The following is a 20,939-nucleotide window of genomic DNA, read 5'->3' as shown; positions in this document are numbered from 1 at the left end:
GCGATGCTATGAGTGCGACCCCCACGGAACATCCGTCCACGGGATGTAGCCTGCGGGCGAGTCGGCCGGAGCCGCCGCGCCGGTGTCGTTGAGCAGCGACGCGAGCAGTTCCGGCTCGACGTTTCCACCGGAGAGCAGCACCCCGATGTCGATGCCGCGGCCGGCCCCGTACTGTGCCGCGCCGGCGAGCGCCGTGGCAGCGGCCGGCTCGACGGTCAGACCGGCGTGCAGGAACAACGCGCACATCGCATCGGCGATGTCCGGCTCGCCGACCGTCACCACTGCGGCCACCTCCCGCTGGGCCAGCTCGAAGGGCAGGTCGCCGATCCGGTCGGGACGTAACCCGTCCGCGATCGTGTACGACGACGCGACCGACACCGGCTCTCCGGCGCGCAACGCCGCGGTGAAGGCTGGTACCGCCTCCGGCTCGGCACCGACCACCGCCACCCCGTGGGGGTGGGCTGCCAGGCAGGCGCCGGCGATGGCGCTTCCACCGCCGATCGGGACCACCACGGCGTCCAGCCGACCCCCCTCGGCGGCGACCTGTTCGATCAGCTCGGCCGTCGCGGTCCCCTGACCGACCACCACCGAAGGGTCCTCGTACGGGTCGACCACGTCGTAGCCCTGCCGGTCTCGCAACTGCAGCACGGCGGCGACCCGCTCCGCCAGCGTCGTGCCGGCGAACACCACCTCGGCACCCGTTTCCCGGATCCGCCGCACCTTCACCCCGGCGGTGTCCGTCGGCACGACCAGCACGGCGGGGAGCCGGTGTCTGCGGGCGGCCAGGGCCACCGCGATGGCGTGATTCCCGGTGCTCTGCGCCAATACGCCCCGACTGCCCCGAGCGACCAGGCGATCCACCGCCAGCAACGCCCCGCGCAGTTTGAACGAGCCCCCAGGCTGGAGGTTCTCCGCCTTCATCCACAGTCGCACGCCGTAGCGGGCGCTCAGTTGGTCGGAGCGGAGGACCGGGGTCCGGTGCACCCGGCCGATCAGGGCGCGACGGGCCTGGTCGAGGTCCCGGTGGCTGAGTCGGTACGCCGACGTTCCGGCCCGAGTGGCACCGTTCCCCTGATCGGACGGCACTGTGGTCCCCTTCCTGATCGCGTCGGCCGCCCGTGGCGGGGTCGGGCGATCGGAATCCGACGAGACGGGGTTGTCGACCGATTGCGATGGCCATCGTCACACGGGCCCCGGTGCCCGGAAAGAGCACGCTGAACAGGGCGCGCACGGGGCGCCGGCCACGCCGGCGGCGGTTGCGGCAGCCGGTGTCCCGGCACGTTCAACCGCGATAGGGTCGGCAGTCGAACGCCCCCGCCGGCGAGCACCAGGTGCCCGCCGGGCTGACCGCCTGCTCTCCGCACCATCGGCCCACCCGGCGCCGCGAAGGGTGGCCGCCGGCTACGCCAGCGGCTCGACCGCCTCGACGAGCACCTCGAGCACATGCCGGTACGACTGGCCGGTGGCCCGGCTCATGCCCATCTCGCAGGTGCGGTTGCCGGAGGCGTACGCGTCGTGGTCGCGTTGATTGATCTCGGCGGCCTGGGCCGCGGTTGCGCCGGCGGTGACCTCGGGGTGCAACAGTCCCCGGTCACCGGCGAAGGCGCAGCATCCCCAGCTGTCCGGCACGAAGACGGTGTCGGCGACCGCCTCGGCCACCGTGCGCAGGTCGTCGACGCCGCCCAGGTGCACCGTGGAGCAGGTGGGGTGCAGGGCCAGCGAGCCCAGTCGCCGGGGCTGCGGCAGCGCCGGCAGGAGGTGCTCGGCGGTGAAGCTGACGCTGTCGACGATGCGCAGCCCGGCGTAGCGGGCCCGGTCGTCCTCGGCCAGGGCGGCGGTCAGCTGCGTCAGCCCGTGCGTGCAGGAGGACGCGTCGCACACGACGGGCAGCCGGCCCTCGTCGCTGGCGGCCCAGAGCGTGGCCAGGGTCCGCTCAGCCATCTCGCGGTGACCGGCGGGGTAGCCCTTCGACTGCCACGGCGTTCCGCAGCACAGGCCCGCCGTGCCGGTCGGTACGACGAGCGGCACCCCCGCCAGGTCGCAGAGGCGCAGGAACGCCGCCGCCGAACCGCCGGACGGGCCGTTCTCCGGTGCGAAGAGGCTGCCCACGCAGGCCGCGAAGAACACCGCCCGGGCGTCCGGCGCGTTGCGGGGTGTGGGGCGGGCCGCGCCGGCGCGCGGCATGTCGTCGCTCCACAGCGGCACGAGTTCGGTGGCGCCGAGCCCGCGGATCACCGCGGTGGCGGCACGGGTCACCGGCGACGGTACGACGTGTGCGGCGGTCAGTCCCACCCGCACGCCGGTGACTGCCGCCTTCCAGTGCCGTGCGGCGGTGACGGCGGTGCGCTGGGCGCGTGGGGTGTGCCGTTCGGCACGCAGCCGCTTCATCGCCGCCCCGGTGTCGATGCCGACCGGGCAGGCGGTGACGCAGAGGCTGTCCGCGGCGCAGCTGTCCACAGCGGCGTACGCGTAGTCGGCGGTCAGCTCCCGGCGGCGCTCCTCGTCTCCGGCGGCGGTGGCGAGGGCGATCTGCCGTTGCAGCACGATGCGCTGCCGGGGCGTGGTGGTGACGTCGGCAGTGGGGCAGACCGGCTCGCAGTAGCCACACTCGACGCAGGCGTCCAGTTCGGGGTCCACCGTCGGCACGGCCTTGAGTTGCCGCAGGTGCACTGTCGGGTCGTCGTTGAGCAGCACACCGGGGTTGAGTAGCCCGCTCGGGTCGCACAGCCGCTTGAGCTCGCGCATCACGTCGTACAGCTCGTCGCCGTACTGCCGGCGGACGAAGGGCGCCATGGCCCGGCCGGTGCCGTGCTCCGCCTTGAGGGTTCCCCCCTCGGCAAGGACGAGGTCGACCATGTCGTCGGTGAACCGGGCGTAGCGGTCGATCTCGGCCGGGGTGTCGAAGGACTGGGTCAGCATGAAGTGCAGGTTGCCGTCGCGGGCGTGTCCGAAGATCACCGCGTCCGGGTAGCCGTGCCTGTCGAACAGGCGGATCAGCCCGTCGCAGGTGCCGGTCAGGCGCGGCATCGGCACCGCGACGTCCTCCAGCAGGGCGGTGGTGCCGGGTGGGCGGGCCCCGGCGACCGCCGTGTAGAGGCCCTTGCGCAGGTGCCAGAGGTTGGCCCGTTCGCGCGCGTCGCGGGTGAGGTCGGTGCCGGTGACGGCCGGCAGCCGGTCGAGCACGGGCCGGGCGTCGGCAAGCGTCGCGGCGAGCCGTTCCGCGCTGTCCTCGGCGAACTCGACAAGCAGTGCGGCGTGGCCGGCGACCGTCAGCCCGCGCAGGGCCGGGCTCGCGCCCGGGTCGCGCTGACTGACCCGCAGCGCGGCCGCGTCGAGCAGTTCGGCGGTACGGGCGCCGGCGGCGAGCAGGGCCGGCAGGGCGTCGGTGGCGTCGGTGAGACCGGGCAGGATCAGCAGGCCGGTGGCGGCGTGGTCGTGGATTTCGACGGTACGGAAGACGGCCTCGGCCACGAAGCCGAGTGTGCCCTCGCTGCCGATCATCAGGTGGGCGAGCATCTCGACCGGGCTGCTGTGGTCGAGCAGTGAGTTCAGTCCGTACCCCATGGTGTTCTTCATCGCGAACAGCCGCTCGATGGTGGCGCGCGACCCCGGCGTCGATCGGACCCGGTCGCGCAGTCGCAGCAGCCCGGCGTGCAGTTCGGGCTCGTCGACCCGGAGCCGGTCGTCGGCGTCGCGGGCGCCGGAGTCGACGACGGTGCCGGACGGGAGCACGAAGCGCAGCGACTCCATGGTGCGGTACGCGTTGTCGGTGGTGCCGCAGGTCATTCCACTGGAGTTGTTCGCCACCATGCCACCGACAGTGCAGGCGGCCTCGCTGGCCGGGTCCGGGCCGAGCCGGCGCCGGTAGCGGGCCAGCCGGGCGTTGGCCTGCCGGATCGTCAGGCCCGGCTGGAGCCGGATGCGGCGGCCGTCGTCGAGGACCTCGGCGTGCCGCCAGTCGGTGCGGACGTCGACGAGCACGCCGGCGCCGCCAGCCTGCCCGGCGAGGCTGGTGCCGCCGCCGCGCAGGGTCAGCGGCACTCCGGCCTCCCGGGCGCCGGCCATCAGCGCCCCGACCTCGGCGGCCGAGGCGGCGCGAACCACTGCCTGCGGCTCGAACAGGTACGGCGAGGCGTCGTGCGCCGCGGCCAGCCTCCGGGGCAGCTCGGCGCTGGCCCGGCTCGGATCGTCGAGGTGTGCGCGCAGCAGCTCGGCCACCTCGCGGGCGCGGGCGCCGGCCGCGCTGGGCGGCGGCACGGGTACGACGGTGCTCATGGGCGGATCCTCCGAGAAGGGATGGTCAGTCGGCCACCGGAGACGCGACGACAAGCAACCGGGCGGGGGCGGTGCTGGCCGGAGCCGGCAGCCGCAGCGGCTGCCGGCCGGGGGTGATGCTGCCGAGGACCGAGGCGTGCCGCGCCCCGGTGCCCGACGGCAGGGTGCCCGGCAGGCCGTGCACGCTCAGGTAGCCCAGCAGCGCGAAGGCCAGTGCCTCCTTGGCGTCCGACTCGATGCCCAGGTCGTCACTGGAGGACAGCTGGACGCCGGGCAGCTCGTCGGCGATCATGCGCATCAGTGTGGGATTGTGGGCGCCGCCGCCGGAGACGACGAGCCGGGTGACGCCGTGGTCGCGGCAGGCGCCGGCCACCGTGACCGCCGTCAGTCGGGTGAGCGTGGCCAACACGTCTTGCGGGTCCGGCGTGGGCGCGTCGGCGAGGGCGGCGAGCAGGTAGGGAGTGTGGAACAGCTCCTTCCCGGTGCTCTTCGGGCCGGGCAGCCGGTAGTACGGCTCGTCGAGCAGCCGCCGCAGCAGGTCCGGGTTCACCCGCCCGGCAGCCGCCCCGCGCCCGTCCCGGTCGTACTCCTCGGTGCCCCCGCTGAAGTGGCGGGCGGCGGCGTCGAGGAGTGCGTTCGCCGGTCCGGTGTCGAAGGCGAGCGGGTCCGTGTCCGGCGCGACGACGGTGATGTTGGCGATGCCGCCCAGGTTCAGCGCAGCGGGGACGCCGGGCAGGCCGCCCAGCAGCAGCGCGTCGAAGAGTGCGACGAGGGGGGCGCCCTGGCCGCCGGCGGCGACGTCGCGGCTGCGCAGGTCGGACACGACCGGGAGGCCGGTGGCCTCCGCGATCCAGGCGGGCTGACCCAGTTGGAGGGTGCCCCGAACCGTGCCGGCCTCGACCCAGTGGTGCATTGTCTGCCCGTGCGAGACGACCAGGTCGGCCCGGCCGTCGCACAGTTCCGTGAGGGCCCGCACGCCGGCCTCGGCGAAGGCCTGGCCGATGCCGGTGTCCAGCATGGTGATCGCCTCGGTGCTCGTCGGCGCGGGCGGCAGGGCCGCGGCGATCCGGGTGCGCAGCTCGGGGGAGTACGGGTGGCTGAGCCGGCCCAGCTCTCGCATCCGCACTGTGTCGCCGTTCAGCGCGAACTCGGCAGCGGCGGCTTCGATGCCGTCGTAGGACGTTCCGGACATCAGGCCGATCACGCGCATCATGTGCTCCTTCACGCCCGTCCGGCGGGGGTGGCCGCCGCGTCGTCGTCGATCTCGTCGCGACGTCCATGGTCGTACGGCGTCTCCGGGGCCGGGTGGAACCGGCTGGACACCGCGCCGACGACCAGGGTGATCAGGACGCCGATCGGGACCAGCCACTGGGCGGCGATCGCGGTGGCCGTGGTGGTCCCCGCCGTCGTCACGTCGATCTTGACGTAGCGGACGATGTAGGTCATCACTGCCACGGTGACGAGGAAGGCGATCACCGCGTCGACCTGGTTGGCCCGCTTGACGAGGCGGCCGAGCAGGAAGGCCCCGAGCAGCGCCCCGTAGGTGTAGCCGGCGATGGTCAGACCGGTCAGGTAGACGTTTCCGGTGCTGGAGCTGAACGCGCAGGCGAAGATCGCCATCAGCACCGCCCAGACCAGGGTCATCACCCGGGCGAGCCGGAGCATCGCGTCGTCGGACGGGACAGTGCGGAAGAAGCTGTGGATGAAGTCGGCGACGGTGGAGTTCGACATCGAGTTCAGCGCCGAGGACAGCGAACCCATCGCGGCGCCGAGGATGCCGGCCACCAGCAGACCCGAGATGCCCACCGGCAGGGCGTGCAGGATGAAGCTCGGGTAGAGGTTGTCGCTGCTGGCCAGGCCGAGTTCCTTGAAGGTCTGACCCTTGTTGTACGACCACAGCAGCGCGCCGACCAGGGAGAACGCGGAGAACTGGATCACCACGAAGATGCCCGAGGAGATCATCGCCTTCTGCCCCTCGCGCAGCGTGCGGGTGGACAGGATTCGCTGGACGATCAGCTGGTCCGACCCGTGGCTGGCCATCGCGAAGATCGCGCCACCGATGATCGCGGTCGGCAGGGCGAACGGGCTGGTGAGCACGTGCGCGAGGGTGAAGTTGGTGTCGAAGAGCTGGAACTTGCCGGCGTCCAGCGCCTGGGAGTAGCCGTCGAAGCCGACGGCGTGGCTGAGCACCGCGACGGCCAGGATCGCCCCGCCCAGGTACAGCCCCATCTGGATGGCATCGGTCCAGATGACCGCCTTGATGCCGCCGAGGTAGGTGTAGACCACGGTGATGAGCGTCAGCACGATGATGATGGCCTGATAACCGACATTCAGCCCGAACTCGTCGAGGAGGAGCTTGATGGGGATGGCCGAGGCGAACAATCGGACGCCCTCGGCAAGCAGCCGCGTGAAGACGAAGGTCACCGACGCCAGGCCCTGGACTTTCAGGCCGAACCGCTCACCCAGGTACTGGTAGGCGCTGACGAACCCACCCCGCTTGTAGAGCGGGATGAGCACCGCGGCCACCACGACCCGACCGATGACGTAGCCCAGGGCCAGCTCGACGTTGCCGAAGCCCTGCCCGCTGTAGGCGCCGCCGGGAACACTGATCACGGTCAGAACGCTGGTCTCCGTGGCGACCACGGAGAACGACACGGTCCACCAGGGCAGACGCCCCTCGCCCACGAAGTAGTCCTTGGCGGACTTCTGTTTACCGGACAGGCGTAGTCCGACGAAGGCGATCACCACGAGGTACAGCACGATCACGACGAGGTCGAGTTGACGCACGGCTCGCTCCCAACCAGCGGTTGTCAATAAGTGACGTTAACCCAGGGTAACGCGAAACTTTTTGCCACTGCCCGTCCGGGCTGGTTACGCTGTGGTTTCAGCCTGCTGATAGGGGACTGTTCGTAGCTGCGCCCTCGGCCCGGCCGTGGCGGCACGCCGCGAGGACACGCTCGACGGCGAACCGCCGGGCGACCGGAGAACCTCTCCCCGCCGGCCGGCGACTGCACACCAGCGAGAGGAACGAGCACCCCGTGGACCTCAGCACCCTCGGCACCGAGACCCGCAACGACAAGACCAGCGACCTCGACCGGATGTCTCCCACCGAGTTGCTTCTCGCGATGAACGACGAGGACCAGACGGTCGCCGACGCCGTCCGCCGGGCCGTGCCGGACATCGCCGCAGCCGTCGACGTCATCGTGGCGTCACTGCGCCAGGGCGGGCGCCTGATCTACCTCGGCGCGGGCACCAGCGGCCGGATCGGCATGCTCGACGCCGTCGAGATCCCACCCACCTTCGGTACGACACCCGAGCGGGTCGTCGGTCTGCTCGCCGGCGGGGCACGAGCCTTCGGCGTCGCCGTCGAGGGCGCTGAGGACGACCCCACCCGTGCCGTCGCCGACCTCGACGCGGTCGGCCTGACCGCCCGCGACACTGTGGTCGGGCTCGCCGCCAGCGGCCGTACCCCGTACGTGGTCGGGGGGTTGGATCACGCCCGCGCGCTCGGGGCGGCAACCGTCTCGGTGGCCTGCAACACCGACGCGGTGACCAGCCGGCACGCCGACGTCGCCATCGAGGTGCCCACCGGCCCCGAAGTGCTCACCGGCTCCACCCGTCTCAAGGCCGGCACCGCCGAGAAGCTGGTCTGCAACATGCTCTCGACCACAGCGATGGCCCGGCTCGGCAAGGTCTACGGCAATCTGATGGTGGACATGAACGCCACTAACGAGAAGCTCGTCGACCGGGCGCGGCGGATCGTCGCCGAGGCCGCCGGCACCGATCTCGACACGGCCGCGCGGGCGCTCGAGGCGGCCCGGGGACACGCCAAGACGGCCATCGTGCTGCTGCTGGCGAACTGCACGGCCGAGGAGGCCGCAGCCCGACTGCGCGCCGCCGACGACGACGTCCGCGCGGCCGTCGCCGCCTGACCCCGGGAGGTCCGCGCGGCGAGGGTCGGGATGGGTTCCGCGACCGAGATACCAGATCGACGAAGCGCCCCGTCCATAAAGGACGGGGCGCTTCGTGGTGTCAGCCGAGCTGTGTGCCCGGAACCGTGTGGTCCCCGTACGCGGCGATGCCTGTCGCGCTGGCCATCTCGATCCGGGGGGACCGATCCGGCGGGAGGTGGGCGAAGTCGGCGATGACGACGACATCGACCTCGCCGTCGATCATCATCTGCTCGACGGTCTCCCACGAGGCCCGCATGATTCCTGCGAATCGGTAGGAGTTCCGGCGAAGGTGACTGAGGCACCTCGCCACGGCGGGCTCCGACGGCTCGATGTGGGCGGGGATCCAGATAACGGCGATTTCCATGAAACTCTCCTGATCAACGTCGTGGACGCGAGTGGGTGATCAGGAGTTGTCGGGGCGGGGGAGGGCCCCGCTCCACGGGGCGGCTGGTAGCGCGCAGGTCGACGGCGGTGACGGTGAGCCCGGGGCTCAGCGGCGAGGTCGGCGGCGGCGTTTCGGCCGTCGACGTGGGTGGATCGGTGCCGCCGGTGCCGACACCTGTCGGTGCCGACGCGAGCGCCAGCACGAACGTCGGTGGCCCCGACGCGGGGCGGGCGGGCGGGGTGGGTCGCTGCCCGGTGACGGCGGTCGGCGTACGCGCCTGCTCCGGCACCCGGCCATCGGACGTGCCGCCGGCGCTGCCCTGGGACACCGTCGACGGTGCCGGCGACTGTCGGGTGGCAGCGCGTGCAGCCGGGGAGGCGGAGGCGCTTGGTGCCGCGGTGGCCGGCGGGGACGACGTCCGGGTCGGCCGGCTCGACGGAACGGCTGTGGGTTCTGCCGACGGCGTCGGCACCGGAACGACCGACGGCAGGGGCAGCGGGTCCGTCGACGGCAGGGGGACGGGCAGGGGTAGGGGGATGACGGCTGTCGGCAGCGGCAGGGGGACGGTCAGCTGCACCCCCACCACGTCGGCCACCGAAACCGTGATGGCCTTCGACGAGGTGGCGACCTCCACCAGGGGGAGAGGCGGCGGCGACGGGGTGTCGGCGTGGGCGGGGTTGGCGCCCAGGGCCGCGCCGAGAGCCGCGCCGAGCGCCACCGGAGGAAGGCTGTGCCTCAGCCGCATCAGACGGAGGCCGCCGGTAGCGGGGTCGCCAGCTCGGCCCGACCCGACTCACCGGTGCGGTGCCGTTGGCTGCGCGGGTGCCCCTCGCACCGTGCCGTTCCCTCCATGCGCGGGTTCTTGCCCCGCGAAACCGCGGGCTACACCTCCTGTCGATGTTCTGGCCGAGCGATGTGGACTGAGGATGAGCGCGCCGGGCCGCGTCACACCCGTGCCTCGGCGGGCGCCGGCATGGGGTCGAGTGGCAGGTCACGCATCCGGCGGATCGGCGTCGACAGGTAGATGATCGGGGACAGCACGGTGAGCGCCCCGAAGATCAGCAGGGTGGTACGGGCGCCGAGCGGCCCGGCCAGGATGCCGGCGAGGAGGCCGCCGAGCGGGATGGCACCCCACGAGACGAACTTGACCGTGGCGATCACCCGGGACAGCAGTTCCGGCGGGCTGGCGAGCATCCGGTACGTACGGGTGGTCACGCTGAGCACCACTGTGGAACTGGCGAGGATGAGGTTGCCGACGGCGAACGCGAGGTAGGCGGTGTCACCGCTGCCCAGCGGGATGATGAGCGCGCCGACCACGCCGACGACGGCCGAGATGATCAGGCCGCGGGCGGTGCCGAACCGGTCGGTGAAGCGGGTCGTCAGTGCGGCACCGATGAGGCTGCCGAGGCCGTCGGCGGCGAGCAGCAGCCCGACCATGAACGGCGATGCGTGCAGCTCGCGCACCAGGTAGAACGGGAACAGGGCAAGCATCGCCCCGCTGACGAAGTTCGTCGCGGTGGCGTCCCACATGGCCGGTCCGATGATCGGGTGCCGGAGCACGAAGTGCCAGCCCTCACGGATCATCGTGACCATCGGCGGCCGCTCGGCCGGTCGCTGCACCCGCCGGGCCGGCAGGGTGCGCAGCAACACGGCGGAGAGTAGGTAGCTGACGGCGTCCACGAACAGCGTCGGCACCGCACCCAGCACCTGCACCGCGAGGCCGCCCAGGGACGGCCCGCCCAGCGCGGTGGCGGCGTGCGTGCCCGAGGTGAGGCTGTTGCGAGCCTGCAACTGCGCGGCGGGCACGATCTCCGGCAGGAACGTCTGGTTCGCCACGTCGAACAGCACGTTGGCGAAGCTCACCACCAGGGCGACGGCGATCAGTTGGGCCACTGTCAGCATGTCGAACCACCAGGCCACCGGGACCGACGCGATGGCGAGGGCCCGGACCAGATCAAGGGCGACCTGCATGCCGCGCAGCGGCACCCGCTGCACGATCACGCCCGCCGGCAGGCTGATCAGCAGGTACGCCAGGTAGCTCGCCGCCGTGATCAGACCCATCTCGAACGCTGATGCGTCGAGCACTGTGAGCGCGGTGAGAGGTAGCGCCACCGCGCCGACCGCCGAGCCGAGCTGGCTGGTCGTGCCGGCGACCCACCACCGCCAGAACGTAGTAAGTCCCATAATGGAACCCACTATAGGGGTGCGTGGGAGAGCGTGTCGACCCCGCTGGATGCGTCCCGCGACGCCGTCGGAACCGAACGTTTCACCCTCGCGTAACGGGTATCCAGGCGTACCAGTGCGACCTGGCGGTGAAGAGCTTCACGGAGTGAGGGGGCACCTGTCATGCCTGATCCACAGCCCACCATCGTGCTCGTGCACGGCGCTTTCGCCGAATCGGCGAGCTGGAACGGCGTGATCGAGCGGCTGGGCGCCGCGTACGACTCGGTGGCCGTCGCGAACCCGCTGCGGAGCGTCGCGGGCGACGCCGCGTACCTGCGGGACGTCGTGGGTGGGATCGGCGGGCCGGTCGTCCTCGTCGGCCACTCCTACGGCGGCATGGTGATCACCCAGGCCGCGGCCGGCAACACGTCGGTGCGGGCCCTCGTGTACGTCAACGCCTTCGCCCCGGACACCGGCGAGTCGGCGTTGTCGCTGTCCGCCAAGTTTTCCGGCAGCACCCTCGCCGACACGCTCGTGAAGTATCCGGTGTCGACAGGTGGCAACGAGGTAGCCATCGGCCAGGACCAGTATCACGCGCAGTTCTGCGCGGACTCGTCGGACGATGTGGCCGCGCTGATGGCCCGGACCCAGCGTCCGATCACCGAGCAGGGCCTGGGCGACAAGCTCAACGGCGACGCTGCCTGGCGATCGCTGCCCAGTTGGTTCGTGTTCGGCGACGCGGACAAGAACATCCCCGCCGAGGCGCACCGTTTCATGGCCGAGCGGGCCAACCCCCGGGGGCAGCGCGAGGTCGTCGGCGGTTCGCACGCGATGGCGGTGGCCCGGCCGGCCGAGGTCGCCGAAACCATCATCGAGGCGGTCCGGGGCGTGAGCTGACGGCTCGGACGGGCAGCTGACGGTGGGCCGACGACGCGAGGTCGCCGGCCACCCCGCCTGTTGGCCAGCAAAGGGCGATGTCCGCGGTGAGCTGGGGCGTCACCGTGCCAGCATCGACCCGTCAGACCGGGGCGGCCGGGCAGCTCGCGCCGATCGGGGGCGTGGTTCTGGTGATGAGGTACCGCTCCACCTGACGGCGGGTGCACTCGGTGCGTGGGTAGCTGGCGTGGCCCGACCCCTCGTAGGTGAGGAGGTACCCCCGGCTGCCGAGCTGGCGCACCACCCGCAGGGCCCCGTCGTACGGGGTGGCCGGGTCGTACCGCCCGTTGAGCACCATCAGCGGCACACTCGTCCGGACCCGCAGCCGGTGTTGCGGGTTGTTCGCGGTCCAGCCCAGGCAGATCGCGGCGAAGCGGACGGCCAACGGGGAGGCCCGCAGGTGCGGTGCCGCGGCGCGGGACAGTTCGAGATACCGCTTCCACTCGTCGAACCCGTCCACGGGTAGCGACCAGTCCTGGCAGAACGCCGGTAGCGCGTACTCGGTCAGGTCCTCGTCGCTGTTGAGTGCCAGGGGAGACGCGAGTGAAGGATCGGCGACTTCACCCCGCTCCAGCGCGAGCAGCATGTTCGCGAGGTCGGCCCAGGTCGCGTCGAAGAAGTTGACGACCGTCGCGAACCCAAAATCGAACCAGGTCAGCCCGGCGCCGGTGGCCGCGTCGACGAGCGTGCCGGCGTCAGCACGGCGCATCAGCCGATCGTAAAGCGCCGGCACGTCGCGTCCGTGTAGCGCGCAGCGAGGGCTCCGCTCGCACCAGGTCACGAACTCGCCGAACAGGGCCTCGTTACTGGCAGCCCCGCTGCGGAAGTACTCCCCGACCCCCTGGCTGTGGTCCATCACGCTGTCCATGACCAGTGCGCGGACGCGGTCGGGAAACAGTTCGGCGTAAGACTGCCCGATGAGCGTGCCGTAGGACCACTGGTAGAAGCTGAGCTGCCGCTCGCCGAGCGCGGCCCGGATGGCGTCCGTGTCACGCGCGACGCTGACACTGTCGATGTTGTCGAACAGCGGGCCACTGTGGGCGCGGCAGTCGTCACGCAACTGACGGTTGAAGGTACGGAGTCGCTCGAACTCGGCCGAATTCGCGGGCGTCAGGGAGGGCTGCCGGGCCAGCAGCGCCGATGAGCAGCGCACCGGTGTGCTGCGGACCGTGCCCCGAGGGTCGAAGCCCACGATGTCGAAGCGGCGCAGCACGTCCGGCCCGAGCTGACTGGCGGCCGTCAGCGCCACGTCCACCCCGGACAGGCCCGGCCCGCCGGGGTTGAAGACCAGGACGCCGATGCGGTTCGCCTGGTCGGTGGCGGGGCGCCGGGCCAGCGCCAGTGGGAACGTCTCTCCTCCCGGTCGGGCCCAGTCCGCCGGTAGGCGGAGGGTGCCGCATCGTGTAGCCGGATCGTCGGGCTGTTCCGGGCACGCCTGCCAGTCGATCCGACCGTTCCAACCGCCGGTGGTGTCCGCGGTGACCGGCACGGTGCCGCCGGCCGTCGGCGTGGTGCCCGCGAGCGATGGTGGGGCGTTCAGCGATAGGGCGACGAGGATCGCGACGACGGCCGAGAGGCCGCCGAGGAGCCGTCGGCGTCGACTGTCGCCCCCGCTGGGATGCCAGCGGGCTGTTCTCTTCGTGATCAGCATTCGTCGAGCCTGCCGGTGCCCGGTCCACGTCTGATCCATGCCGGTCCGGGGGCGGTCGGCGCAGAGCTTTCACAGGTACGCCGCAAGTCGTTCGGACAGAGCCTTGGCCTGCGGATGACCGACCCGGTCGAGGATCGCCAACGCCTGCCGCCACAGGTCGACCGCGGCGTCGTGGTCGCCCATCGCCTCCTGGGCTTCGCCGAGGTGGACGAGTGTGTCCGCCCTCCCGCACTGGTCCTGAAGGTCGGAATAGAGCGCCAGCGCGCGCCGGTAGCAGTCCGCCGCGGTGAAATGTGTCCCGAGGCCCTGGTAGGCGAAACCGAGGCTGTCCCAGGTGTGGGCCGCGCCGAGCCGGTCCTCGGCCTCCTCGTAGAGCGTGAGTGCCTGCTCGCAGTAGGTGATGGCGCGGTCGTGCTCGTTCAGCCGCGCGTGGCTCCAGCCGAGCGCGTTCAGCGCCGCCGCCGCGCCGCGCCGGTCGTCGGTGCTGCTGGCCAACGCCAGCGCCTGCCTGGCATGCGGCAGTGCCGCGCCCGCGTCGTCCTCGATGTCGGCGAGCCAGGCGAGGTGCAGGTGTGCACTGGCTTGCCCGGGGCGGTCGCCGGCCTGGTCGTACCGTGCCATCGCGCTCCGAAGGTGATGGTGAGCCGCGTCGAACCGGCGGTGCTGGATGTGCGCCAGCGCCAGGTCCCGGTGGGCCAGCGCCTCGGCCCGTGGATCTGCGCGGCGGTGCGCGGCGGTGATCGCGTTGGCCTGTACGGCGGCCAGGTCGTGCCACTGTGAGAGCCGGCAGAGCAGGGGAGTGAGGGCCTGGGCGAGGTGACCGGCGTGGGCGTCGAAGCCGTGCGCGACCGCGTCGTCGACGGCGGCCAGTAGCACCCGCTGCTCGATGGCGAACCAGGCCAGCGCGGCCCGGTGGTCGGCGAACGCCGACGGTGAGGCGTCGGGGGGCAGGGGCGGCGGGTCGAGCGGCTGCCAACCGGTGTCGACACGTGTCGCCGCGTCACGGGCGACGCGCAGGTAGTAGTCGAGCAGGCGCCTGCGGATGGCGCTACGGTCGGCCGGGCAGTCGAGCTCTGAGGTCAACTCCTCCCCGTACGCCCGGAGCAGGTCGTGACAGCGGAAGCGGTTGGGGGACTCCTCGGCCAGCAGGTTCGCCCGGGTCAACTCGTCGAGCGCCGGCCGGATCAGGTGTGGTGGCGCTCCGGCGAGGCTGGCTGCCGCCGCTGCGCCGACATCTGCGGCGGGGTGCAGGCTGATCTGCCGGAACAGCCGGGCCGCGTCCGCGCCGAGCAGTCGGTACGACCATGACAGCACGGTCCGCACGTCGGTGGCGTCGTCGTCGGTGGCCAGGGCGGCGAGCCCGCCCCGACTCGCCGCCAGGTCGTCGGCGATGGCCTGGAGTGGAAACGTGGGGTGGGCGGCGGCTCGCGCGGCCACGATGGACAGGGCCAGGGGCAACCGAGCGGTACGGCTGATCAGCTCGTCGATCGCTGCCGGCTGGGCGGCGGCCCGCTGCGCACCGAGCCGGCGGACGAGCAGCTGCCGGGCTTCGTTGTCGCTGGGCAGGTCCAGCGCGAGGGGATGGGCGCCCTCGGCGGCGACCAGGCCGGGCAGGGTGTGACGACTCGTCACGAGCACACCGCAGCGGGGCGACCCGGGAAGCAGTGGCCGCACCTGTTCCGCGTCGCGGGCGTTGTCGAGCAGTACGAGCAGCCGCCGGTCCGCGGTCAGGCTCCGGTACAGGGCGAACTGGGCTGCCGGCTCGGCGGGGATCTCCAGCGGCCTCACACCCAGGGCGGGTAGGAGCGAGCGCACGACGACGGCCGAGGGTGACGCCGCCTGCGTCGCGGTGCCGAATCCACCCAGGTCGACGTGGAGCTGCCCGTCGGGAAAGTGGTGCAGGTTGTCGTGCGCCCAGCGAAGGGTCAGCCAGGTCTTTCCGACGCCGCCGGTGCCGGTGATGACGACGGTGCGGGCCGAGTCGGGGTCACCGAGCAGCAGCGCGGTGAGTCGGTCCAGCTCCTCGGCCCGGCCGGTGAACAACGTCGGTGGGGCCGGCAGCTGCCGGGGCGCCACCCGTGCCGGGCCTCTTTCCGGTGACCGCGCCTCGGACGTCAACAACTCCGGCTCGGCCCGCAGGATGCGGGTGTGCAGGAGCTGGAGATCGGGGCCAGGCTCGACTCCCACTTCGTTGGCGAGGAGTTGGCGGAGCTGCCGGTACGTCGCCAGCGCGTCGGCGCGTCGGCCCGCCCGCGCCAGGGCCACCATCAGTTGCCCCCAGGGGCGCTCGCGCAACGGATCGGTGTCGACCTGGCGGCGTAGCGGTTCGATCAGCTCGTGCTGCCGTCCGGCGCGCAGCTGGAGCTCCACGACCTCTTCCACCAGGCTCGACCGCTGCTCCTCAAGCCGCGCCCGGGCGGAGCGCAACACGCCCCACCCCGGGAGGCCGGCGAACGGTTCCCCACGCCAGAGCGCCAACGCCGCCTCGAACGACTCCTGGGCGGCTGACCAGTGACCCTGCCGCAGCGCGGAGTACCCGCGCTGGGCCAGGTCGTCGAAGGCCATGCTGTCCATCGTCAGCCCGTCGAGGGCGAGGTGGTAGCCGGTGGGCCCGACGAGGATGGCGGGGTCGGGAAAGCCGGGGAAGCGCAACGCCCGGCGTAACGCCCAGACATAGGTCTTCACGTTGCCGGCAGCGGTCTTCGGCGGGCGCCCGTGCCACAGCTCGTCGACGAGGTGGTCGATGGTCCACCCGGTGCCCGGCTGCGACATCAGGATGGCCAGGAGGCGGATCTGCATCGGCGTGCCGAGAGCCAGCCGTTCCCCGCGGGCCGATCGCACCTCGACCGGCCCGAGCAGGTGGTACCGCGTCGCCGGTGGCGCCCCAGCGCGGTCCATCGCCTCATCGTAGGGGGCGGCATCCTCGCGTCTCATCGGCCGGACGGCCGCGGTCCGCGCCTTGTTCTCCGGTGGTGTGCGCCGTCACGCGGGTGGGCGCGGTCAGGACGTTGGGGCGCCGCTCGCCCCGGCAGAGGCCATCGCCTCCAACGCCGCCTGGAGCCAGCACTTCGACGCCACGAGGAACGAGCCGAAGGCGACCGCCGACGACGTCGTCTGGGCGGACGCCGTCCTTTTCGGCACGCCCACCCGTTACGGCAACGTCGCCAGCCAGCTCAAGCAGTTCCTCGACACCCTCGGCCCGCAGTGGGCGCAGGGGCTGCTCGCTGACAAGGTGTACGCCGGCTTCACCGCATCCATGACCGCGCACGGCGGCCAGGAGTCGACCCTTCTCGCGCTCTACAACACCGTCCACCACTTCGGCGGTCTGGTCGTCGCCCCGGGCTACACCGACCCGCTGAAGTTCGCCGACGGCAACCCGTACGGCGTCTCGCACGTCACCGGCGGAAGCAACGACGCCCCGCTGGGCGACGCGCAGTTCGCTGCCCTCGACCACATGGCCGAGCGGGTCGTCAGGATCGCCGGGAAGCTCAGCGCCTGAGCACTGTCGCCGTACCGGACGCCCGCCTCACGCGGGTGCCCAGGTGACGAGGGCCGGTCTCCCGCGACGGGAGGCCGGCCCTCGGCGTGCTCACACCGCGATCGCCGCGATGGCGACAAGGGGGCGGTGCTCCTCGGTGCCGGGCCGCCGGAGGCGTTCGACCTCCCGGAATCCGGCCCGGGCAAGACGCGCGGAGATCTCGTCGGGGGGCCAGCGGTACGCGGTCAGGACCTTGTGATCGAACGCGCCGACCTCCTCGGCGTCGAAGGCGCCCAGAACGAAGCGTCCGGCCGGGACCAGTACCCGCCGGAACTCTCTGAGCACGTCGTCGAGCTCCGACGGCGGAAGGTGGATCAGCGAGTACCAGGCCAGGATGCCGTCGATCGACTCGTCGGCGGTGTCGAGGCGTTGCATCGAGCCGAGCTGGAACTCGACGCCCGGGTGGGCCGCGCGCGCATGGGCGATGAACTCGGGGACCAGGTCGATCCCCACCACGTCGACGCCCATCTCGCGAAGGCGGCCGGTGAGGTGGCCAGGCCCGCACCCCAGATCGAGCACCCGGCCGGAACGGCTCGCCAGGTGGCGTCCGATGAGGTCGAAGTCGTCGGCCTCCACCTGCTGACCCGTGCCGAACAGCTCGATGTAGAGCGCCGCGACGGACGTGTAGGCCCGCCGTACCGTGTCCGTTTCCATCGCGGCACTATACGGCTGATCCGACCTTGCTCAGGCGGCCTACCGTGATGGCCATGACACGTCGAGCCACACTGGCCGGCATTTCTGCGGGCCTGCTCCTGCTGGGCTGTTCGGTTGGCGCGCCGACCAAGAGTGAATCCGGGCCTGAGCCTGCCACGGTGTCGGCCGCCAGCACCGATGCCACCGCGACGGCCGAGGCGGTCGGCCTGCTGCGGGCGGGAACGGCGTTCGTCAATCAGACGAGCTATCGCAGCGACGTCGACATCGCCAGCCAGATCACGTCGCTGTCGCGCACCGACAACGTCCACAAGCGCATGGACGCGAAGACGTCGGCACCGGATGGGGACATCGAGATCCGGATGATCGACGATGACGTCTATCTGAAGTCCGACCTGTTCCGCGGCATCGGCGACGGATGGATGCTCCTCGACCCGGCCCGGGTGCCGTCGGACTTCGCCCTGAGCTTCGCGCCGGGCAAGAACGACTCCGGCGGCTCGGGCCGCCTCATCGACGCGATCGTCACCGCACGAGCGGAGGGCCTGCGGATCTCCGGGACGGTCGACGCGACGCGGATCGTCCCCGGTAACGGGATCAGCTTCCGTCCCGGCCCCGACGGCGTCTTCCCGGACAGCGCGCGCCGGCACGCCTTCCGGGCTTCCCTGGACACCGAGGGTCGGCTGGTCAGCTTCCTGATGCCGCAGGCTGGCGGGCTGCCGAACGCGTCGCTGCGCTACAGCGACTTCGGTGCGACGGTCACTGTCGCTCGGCCGCCCCAAGCGATCGCCGCCCCCGACGCCCTCTACCCCCAGCTCGGGCTGGGCGAGGGCAACTAGCGGCGCCGGCGTTTGCCACTTGCAGCTAATGCGGTTAGCCTCTAGCTAATCGCATTAGCTGCACTGGAGGGCGTCATGATCGAGAACCTGGGCATCGCCGGCAACACCCTCGCCTACGAGGTGACCGGGCAGGGCCCACTCGTCGTCCTCGCGCACGGCATGGGCGACAGCCGACACTCCTACCGGTTCGTCGCGCCGGCCCTGGCCGCCGCCGGATACCGGGTCGCCAACGTCGACATCCGCGGCTGCGGCGACTCCAGCCTCGGCTGGGACGGCTACAGCCGCACCGACATCGCGAGCGACCTCGTCGCCGTCGTGCGTCACCTCGGCGGCCCGGCCGTGATCGTCGGCCAGTCGATCAGCGGCGGTGCCGCGACCATCGCCGCCGCCACCGCGCCCGACCTGATCAACGGCGTCATCGAACTGGCACCGTTCACCCGTGCGCAATCCGTCGACCTCGGTGGGTTGGTCCGCGTGAAGCGCTTCCGGGCCGGTTACCTCCAACTGGCGCAGGTGCTCATGCGGGGCAGCCTGGCGAACTGGAAGAAGTACCTGGACGTGGCGTTCCCCACCAAGCCCGCCGACTGGGACAGCGAGCTGGCGCGCATCGAGGCGAAGATGAGTGAGCCGGGTCGGCTGAAGGTTCTCCAGGCCATGGCCAAGACCAGCCCTGCCGACGCCGGGCGGCAACTGCCGAACGTCACCTGCCCGGTCCTGGTGATTCAGGGCAGCGCCGATCCCGACTGGGCCGACCCGCGGGCCGAGGGTGAGCGGATCATCGCCGACCTGCCGCGCGGGCTCGGCGAACTGGCCGTGATCGAGGGCGCGGGTCACTACCCGCACACCCAGACGCCCGACGAGGTCCTCGCCCTCGCCCTGCCCTTCCTCACCCGGACGTTGGCAAGTGCCTAAGGCGCGGCTCACCCCGGCATCAGTCACCGAGGCCGCAGCCGCGCTCGTCGACGAGGTCGGCTTCGACAACCTCAGCATGGGCCTGCTCGCCGAACGGCTCGGGATCAAGACCCCCTCGCTCTACAAGCACGTTGCCAGTCAGGCCGACCTGGCGCACCGGATCGCCATCCTGGCCATGGCCGAGGCCGGCGACACCATCCGCGACGCCATTCAGGGCCGCTCCGGCAGCGACGCCCTCGCCGCTGGCGCGCAGGCGATGCGGACGTACGTGCGGGAACACCCCGGCCGGTACGCGGCAGCCAACGCGGCCCGCCCGACCGGCACCGACGATCCGTTCGTCCCGGCCAGCGAACGGGTGCTCGCCTCCTGGGCGGCCATGCTGAGCGGGTACGGACTGGACCCCGGCCAGGAGATCCACGCCATGCGGACGCTGCGCAGCGTCGTGCACGGGTTCGCCACCCTGGAGGCGGCCGGTGGCTTCCAGATCGACGCCTCCGTCGACGAGAGCTTCACCTGGTTGGTCAACTTCATCGATCAGGGCCTTCGGGCCGGCGTCACCAGCGCAAGCGCAGTCGCCCGCTGATCCCGGGTCGCCTCGACCCGGGATGGGGTGCCTGATCGTCCGGTGCCTACCCCTGGCAGGGAGTGGTTGTGGCAGGCCGGGCTGGCAATACTTCCAGTCATGAACGCGAGAGGACAGCTCGGCGACTTCCTCCAGGCCCGGCGCTCCCAGCTGCGGCCGGAGGAGACGGGCGTGACGACGTACGGTGAGCGGCGCCGCGTTCGCGGGCTGCGTCGGGAGGAGTTGGCCCTGCTGGCCGGGGTGAGCGTCTCGTACTACACCCGGTTGGAGCAGGGCCAGGCCGTCAACGCCTCACCCGAGGTGCTCGACGCGCTTGCCCGGGCACTGCGACTCGACGACGCGGAACGCCGCCATCTGAACGAGCTGGCGGTCGGGACGCGCCGTCGGCCCGCCGTCCGTCGCCCGGCCCCGGAGCGGGTGAGTCCGGCGGTACGTCAGCTCGTCGCGACACTCGGTGACGTACCCGTTGTGGTGCTCGGTCGCCGCGCCGACGTGCTGGCCTGGAACACCGCCGGTCACGCCCTGTTCGCCGGCCACCTGACCCCGGAGATCCCGGAGCGGCCGGACCAGCACCCGAACATGGCGCGGCTGGTGTTCCTGGACTCGCACACCCGCGATCTGTACGCGGACTGGCCGGCCAAGGCCCGCGCCGTGGTGGCGACGCTGCGGATGGCCTCCGGGCAGCACCCGGACGACCCGCTGATGGCCGCGCTTGTCGGCGAGTTGACGGTGCGGAGCCCGGAGTTCGCCGTCATGTGGGCCGACCACCGGGTGAAGGCCGGCGGCGACACCGTCTACCAGATGCGTCACCCACTGGTCGGCGCGATGGACGTGACACAGCAGACCCTTCGTACCGAGGACGGTCAGACCGTCGTCGTCGCCACCACTGAACCCGGCTCGGCATCTCACGCGGCGATGACGTTGCTCGTGCACGGCGCCGTCACCGCCCGTGCCGCGGAGTCGCAGCCGCTCGTCACGCGCGAATAGCGCCCGTCCCATCGGCTCGACACGAGGTGCTCCGCACGGAGCGCCGGACCCGTCGCGCCCTTTGCAAGC

General features: G+C 71.7%; 17 protein-coding genes. 7 read left to right on the top strand and 10 right to left on the bottom strand.

The annotated features are described in order from the left end of the window. Positions 1-6 precede the first annotated feature (6 nt). From ABZ406_RS16510 to ABZ406_RS16495, 4 genes are all read right to left on the bottom strand, one after another. Positions 7-1,086, bottom strand: a complete 1,080-nt coding sequence (locus tag ABZ406_RS16510) for a pyridoxal-phosphate dependent enzyme (RefSeq protein WP_357761735.1) — start codon at positions 1,084-1,086, stop codon at positions 7-9. 315 nt (positions 1,087-1,401) lie between these two features. Further along, on the bottom strand, positions 1,402-4,275 hold the full coding sequence (locus tag ABZ406_RS16505) for an FAD-binding and (Fe-S)-binding domain-containing protein (protein WP_357761732.1): 2,874 nt from the start codon (positions 4,273-4,275) through the stop codon (positions 1,402-1,404). Positions 4,276-4,300: 25 nt separating this feature from the next. Beyond that, positions 4,301-5,485 carry an anhydro-N-acetylmuramic acid kinase gene (locus ABZ406_RS16500; protein ID WP_357761730.1) on the bottom strand — a complete coding sequence of 395 codons (1,185 nt, stop codon included), beginning with the start codon at positions 5,483-5,485 and terminating at the stop codon, positions 4,301-4,303. Between the two features lie 11 nt (positions 5,486-5,496). Next, complete coding sequence (locus ABZ406_RS16495) at positions 5,497-7,062, bottom strand: sodium:solute symporter (protein ID WP_357761727.1); 1,566 nt, start codon at positions 7,060-7,062, stop codon at positions 5,497-5,499. A gap of 251 nt (positions 7,063-7,313) precedes the next feature. Between ABZ406_RS16495 and murQ the strand changes: the two genes are divergently transcribed. Then, positions 7,314-8,207: an N-acetylmuramic acid 6-phosphate etherase gene (gene murQ / locus ABZ406_RS16490; protein WP_357761724.1), complete on the top strand. Its 894-nt coding sequence runs from the start codon at positions 7,314-7,316 to the stop codon at positions 8,205-8,207. Between the two features lie 100 nt (positions 8,208-8,307). On the opposite strand, the gene ABZ406_RS16485 is transcribed toward murQ, so the two are convergent. From ABZ406_RS16485 to ABZ406_RS16475, 3 genes are all read right to left on the bottom strand, one after another. After that, positions 8,308-8,592 carry a hypothetical protein gene (locus ABZ406_RS16485; protein ID WP_357761721.1) on the bottom strand — a complete coding sequence of 95 codons (285 nt, stop codon included), beginning with the start codon at positions 8,590-8,592 and terminating at the stop codon, positions 8,308-8,310. Between the two features lie 13 nt (positions 8,593-8,605). After that, a complete protein-coding gene (locus ABZ406_RS16480; RefSeq protein ID WP_357761718.1) occupies positions 8,606-9,358 on the bottom strand; it encodes a hypothetical protein in 753 nt (250 codons plus the stop codon). 200 nt (positions 9,359-9,558) lie between these two features. Beyond that, a complete protein-coding gene (locus ABZ406_RS16475; RefSeq protein WP_357761715.1) occupies positions 9,559-10,797 on the bottom strand; it encodes an MFS transporter in 1,239 nt (412 codons plus the stop codon). A 162-nt stretch (positions 10,798-10,959) separates the two neighbouring features. Between ABZ406_RS16475 and ABZ406_RS16470 the strand changes: the two genes are divergently transcribed. Continuing rightward, entirely contained in the window at positions 10,960-11,673 is a 714-nt protein-coding gene (locus ABZ406_RS16470; RefSeq protein ID WP_357761712.1) for an alpha/beta hydrolase, read from the top strand. 121 nt (positions 11,674-11,794) lie between these two features. On the opposite strand, the gene ABZ406_RS16465 is transcribed toward ABZ406_RS16470, so the two are convergent. Then, positions 11,795-13,363: an alpha/beta fold hydrolase gene (locus ABZ406_RS16465; RefSeq protein ID WP_357761708.1), complete on the bottom strand. Its 1,569-nt coding sequence runs from the start codon at positions 13,361-13,363 to the stop codon at positions 11,795-11,797. A gap of 69 nt (positions 13,364-13,432) precedes the next feature. Further along, complete coding sequence (locus tag ABZ406_RS16460; RefSeq protein WP_357761705.1) at positions 13,433-16,261, bottom strand: BTAD domain-containing putative transcriptional regulator; 2,829 nt, start codon at positions 16,259-16,261, stop codon at positions 13,433-13,435. A 76-nt stretch (positions 16,262-16,337) separates the two neighbouring features. Here ABZ406_RS16460 and ABZ406_RS16455 point away from each other — a divergent pair, with 76 nt between their 5' ends. After that, positions 16,338-16,862: an NAD(P)H-dependent oxidoreductase gene (locus ABZ406_RS16455; RefSeq protein WP_357761703.1), complete on the top strand. Its 525-nt coding sequence runs from the start codon at positions 16,338-16,340 to the stop codon at positions 16,860-16,862. Between the two features lie 90 nt (positions 16,863-16,952). On the opposite strand, the gene ABZ406_RS16450 is transcribed toward ABZ406_RS16455, so the two are convergent. Continuing rightward, positions 16,953-17,555 (bottom strand): methyltransferase domain-containing protein, encoded by a 603-nt coding sequence (locus ABZ406_RS16450; protein WP_357761700.1) that lies wholly within the window; start codon positions 17,553-17,555, stop codon positions 16,953-16,955. A 53-nt stretch (positions 17,556-17,608) separates the two neighbouring features. Between ABZ406_RS16450 and ABZ406_RS16445 the strand changes: the two genes are divergently transcribed. The 4 genes from ABZ406_RS16445 (at position 17,609) to ABZ406_RS16430 (ending at position 20,870) form a co-directional block, all read left to right on the top strand. Beyond that, positions 17,609-18,388, top strand: a complete 780-nt coding sequence (locus tag ABZ406_RS16445; protein WP_357761697.1) for a hypothetical protein — start codon at positions 17,609-17,611, stop codon at positions 18,386-18,388. Between the two features lie 75 nt (positions 18,389-18,463). Beyond that, positions 18,464-19,300 (top strand): alpha/beta hydrolase, encoded by an 837-nt coding sequence (locus ABZ406_RS16440; RefSeq protein ID WP_357761694.1) that lies wholly within the window; start codon positions 18,464-18,466, stop codon positions 19,298-19,300. Further along, entirely contained in the window at positions 19,293-19,883 is a 591-nt protein-coding gene (locus ABZ406_RS16435; RefSeq protein ID WP_357761691.1) for a WHG domain-containing protein, read from the top strand. Before ABZ406_RS16440 ends, ABZ406_RS16435 begins: the two co-directional genes overlap by 8 nt. A gap of 99 nt (positions 19,884-19,982) precedes the next feature. After that, on the top strand, positions 19,983-20,870 hold the full coding sequence (locus ABZ406_RS16430) for a helix-turn-helix transcriptional regulator (RefSeq protein ID WP_357761688.1): 888 nt from the start codon (positions 19,983-19,985) through the stop codon (positions 20,868-20,870). Positions 20,871-20,939: the final 69 nt, after the last annotated feature.

Source organism: Micromonospora sp. NPDC005710 (genome assembly GCF_040630995.1).
Classification (GTDB): Bacteria; Actinomycetota; Actinomycetes; order Mycobacteriales; family Micromonosporaceae; genus Micromonospora.
Note: the sequence above shows the minus strand (reverse complement) of the source record. Positions and strands in the feature narration are given on the sequence as shown.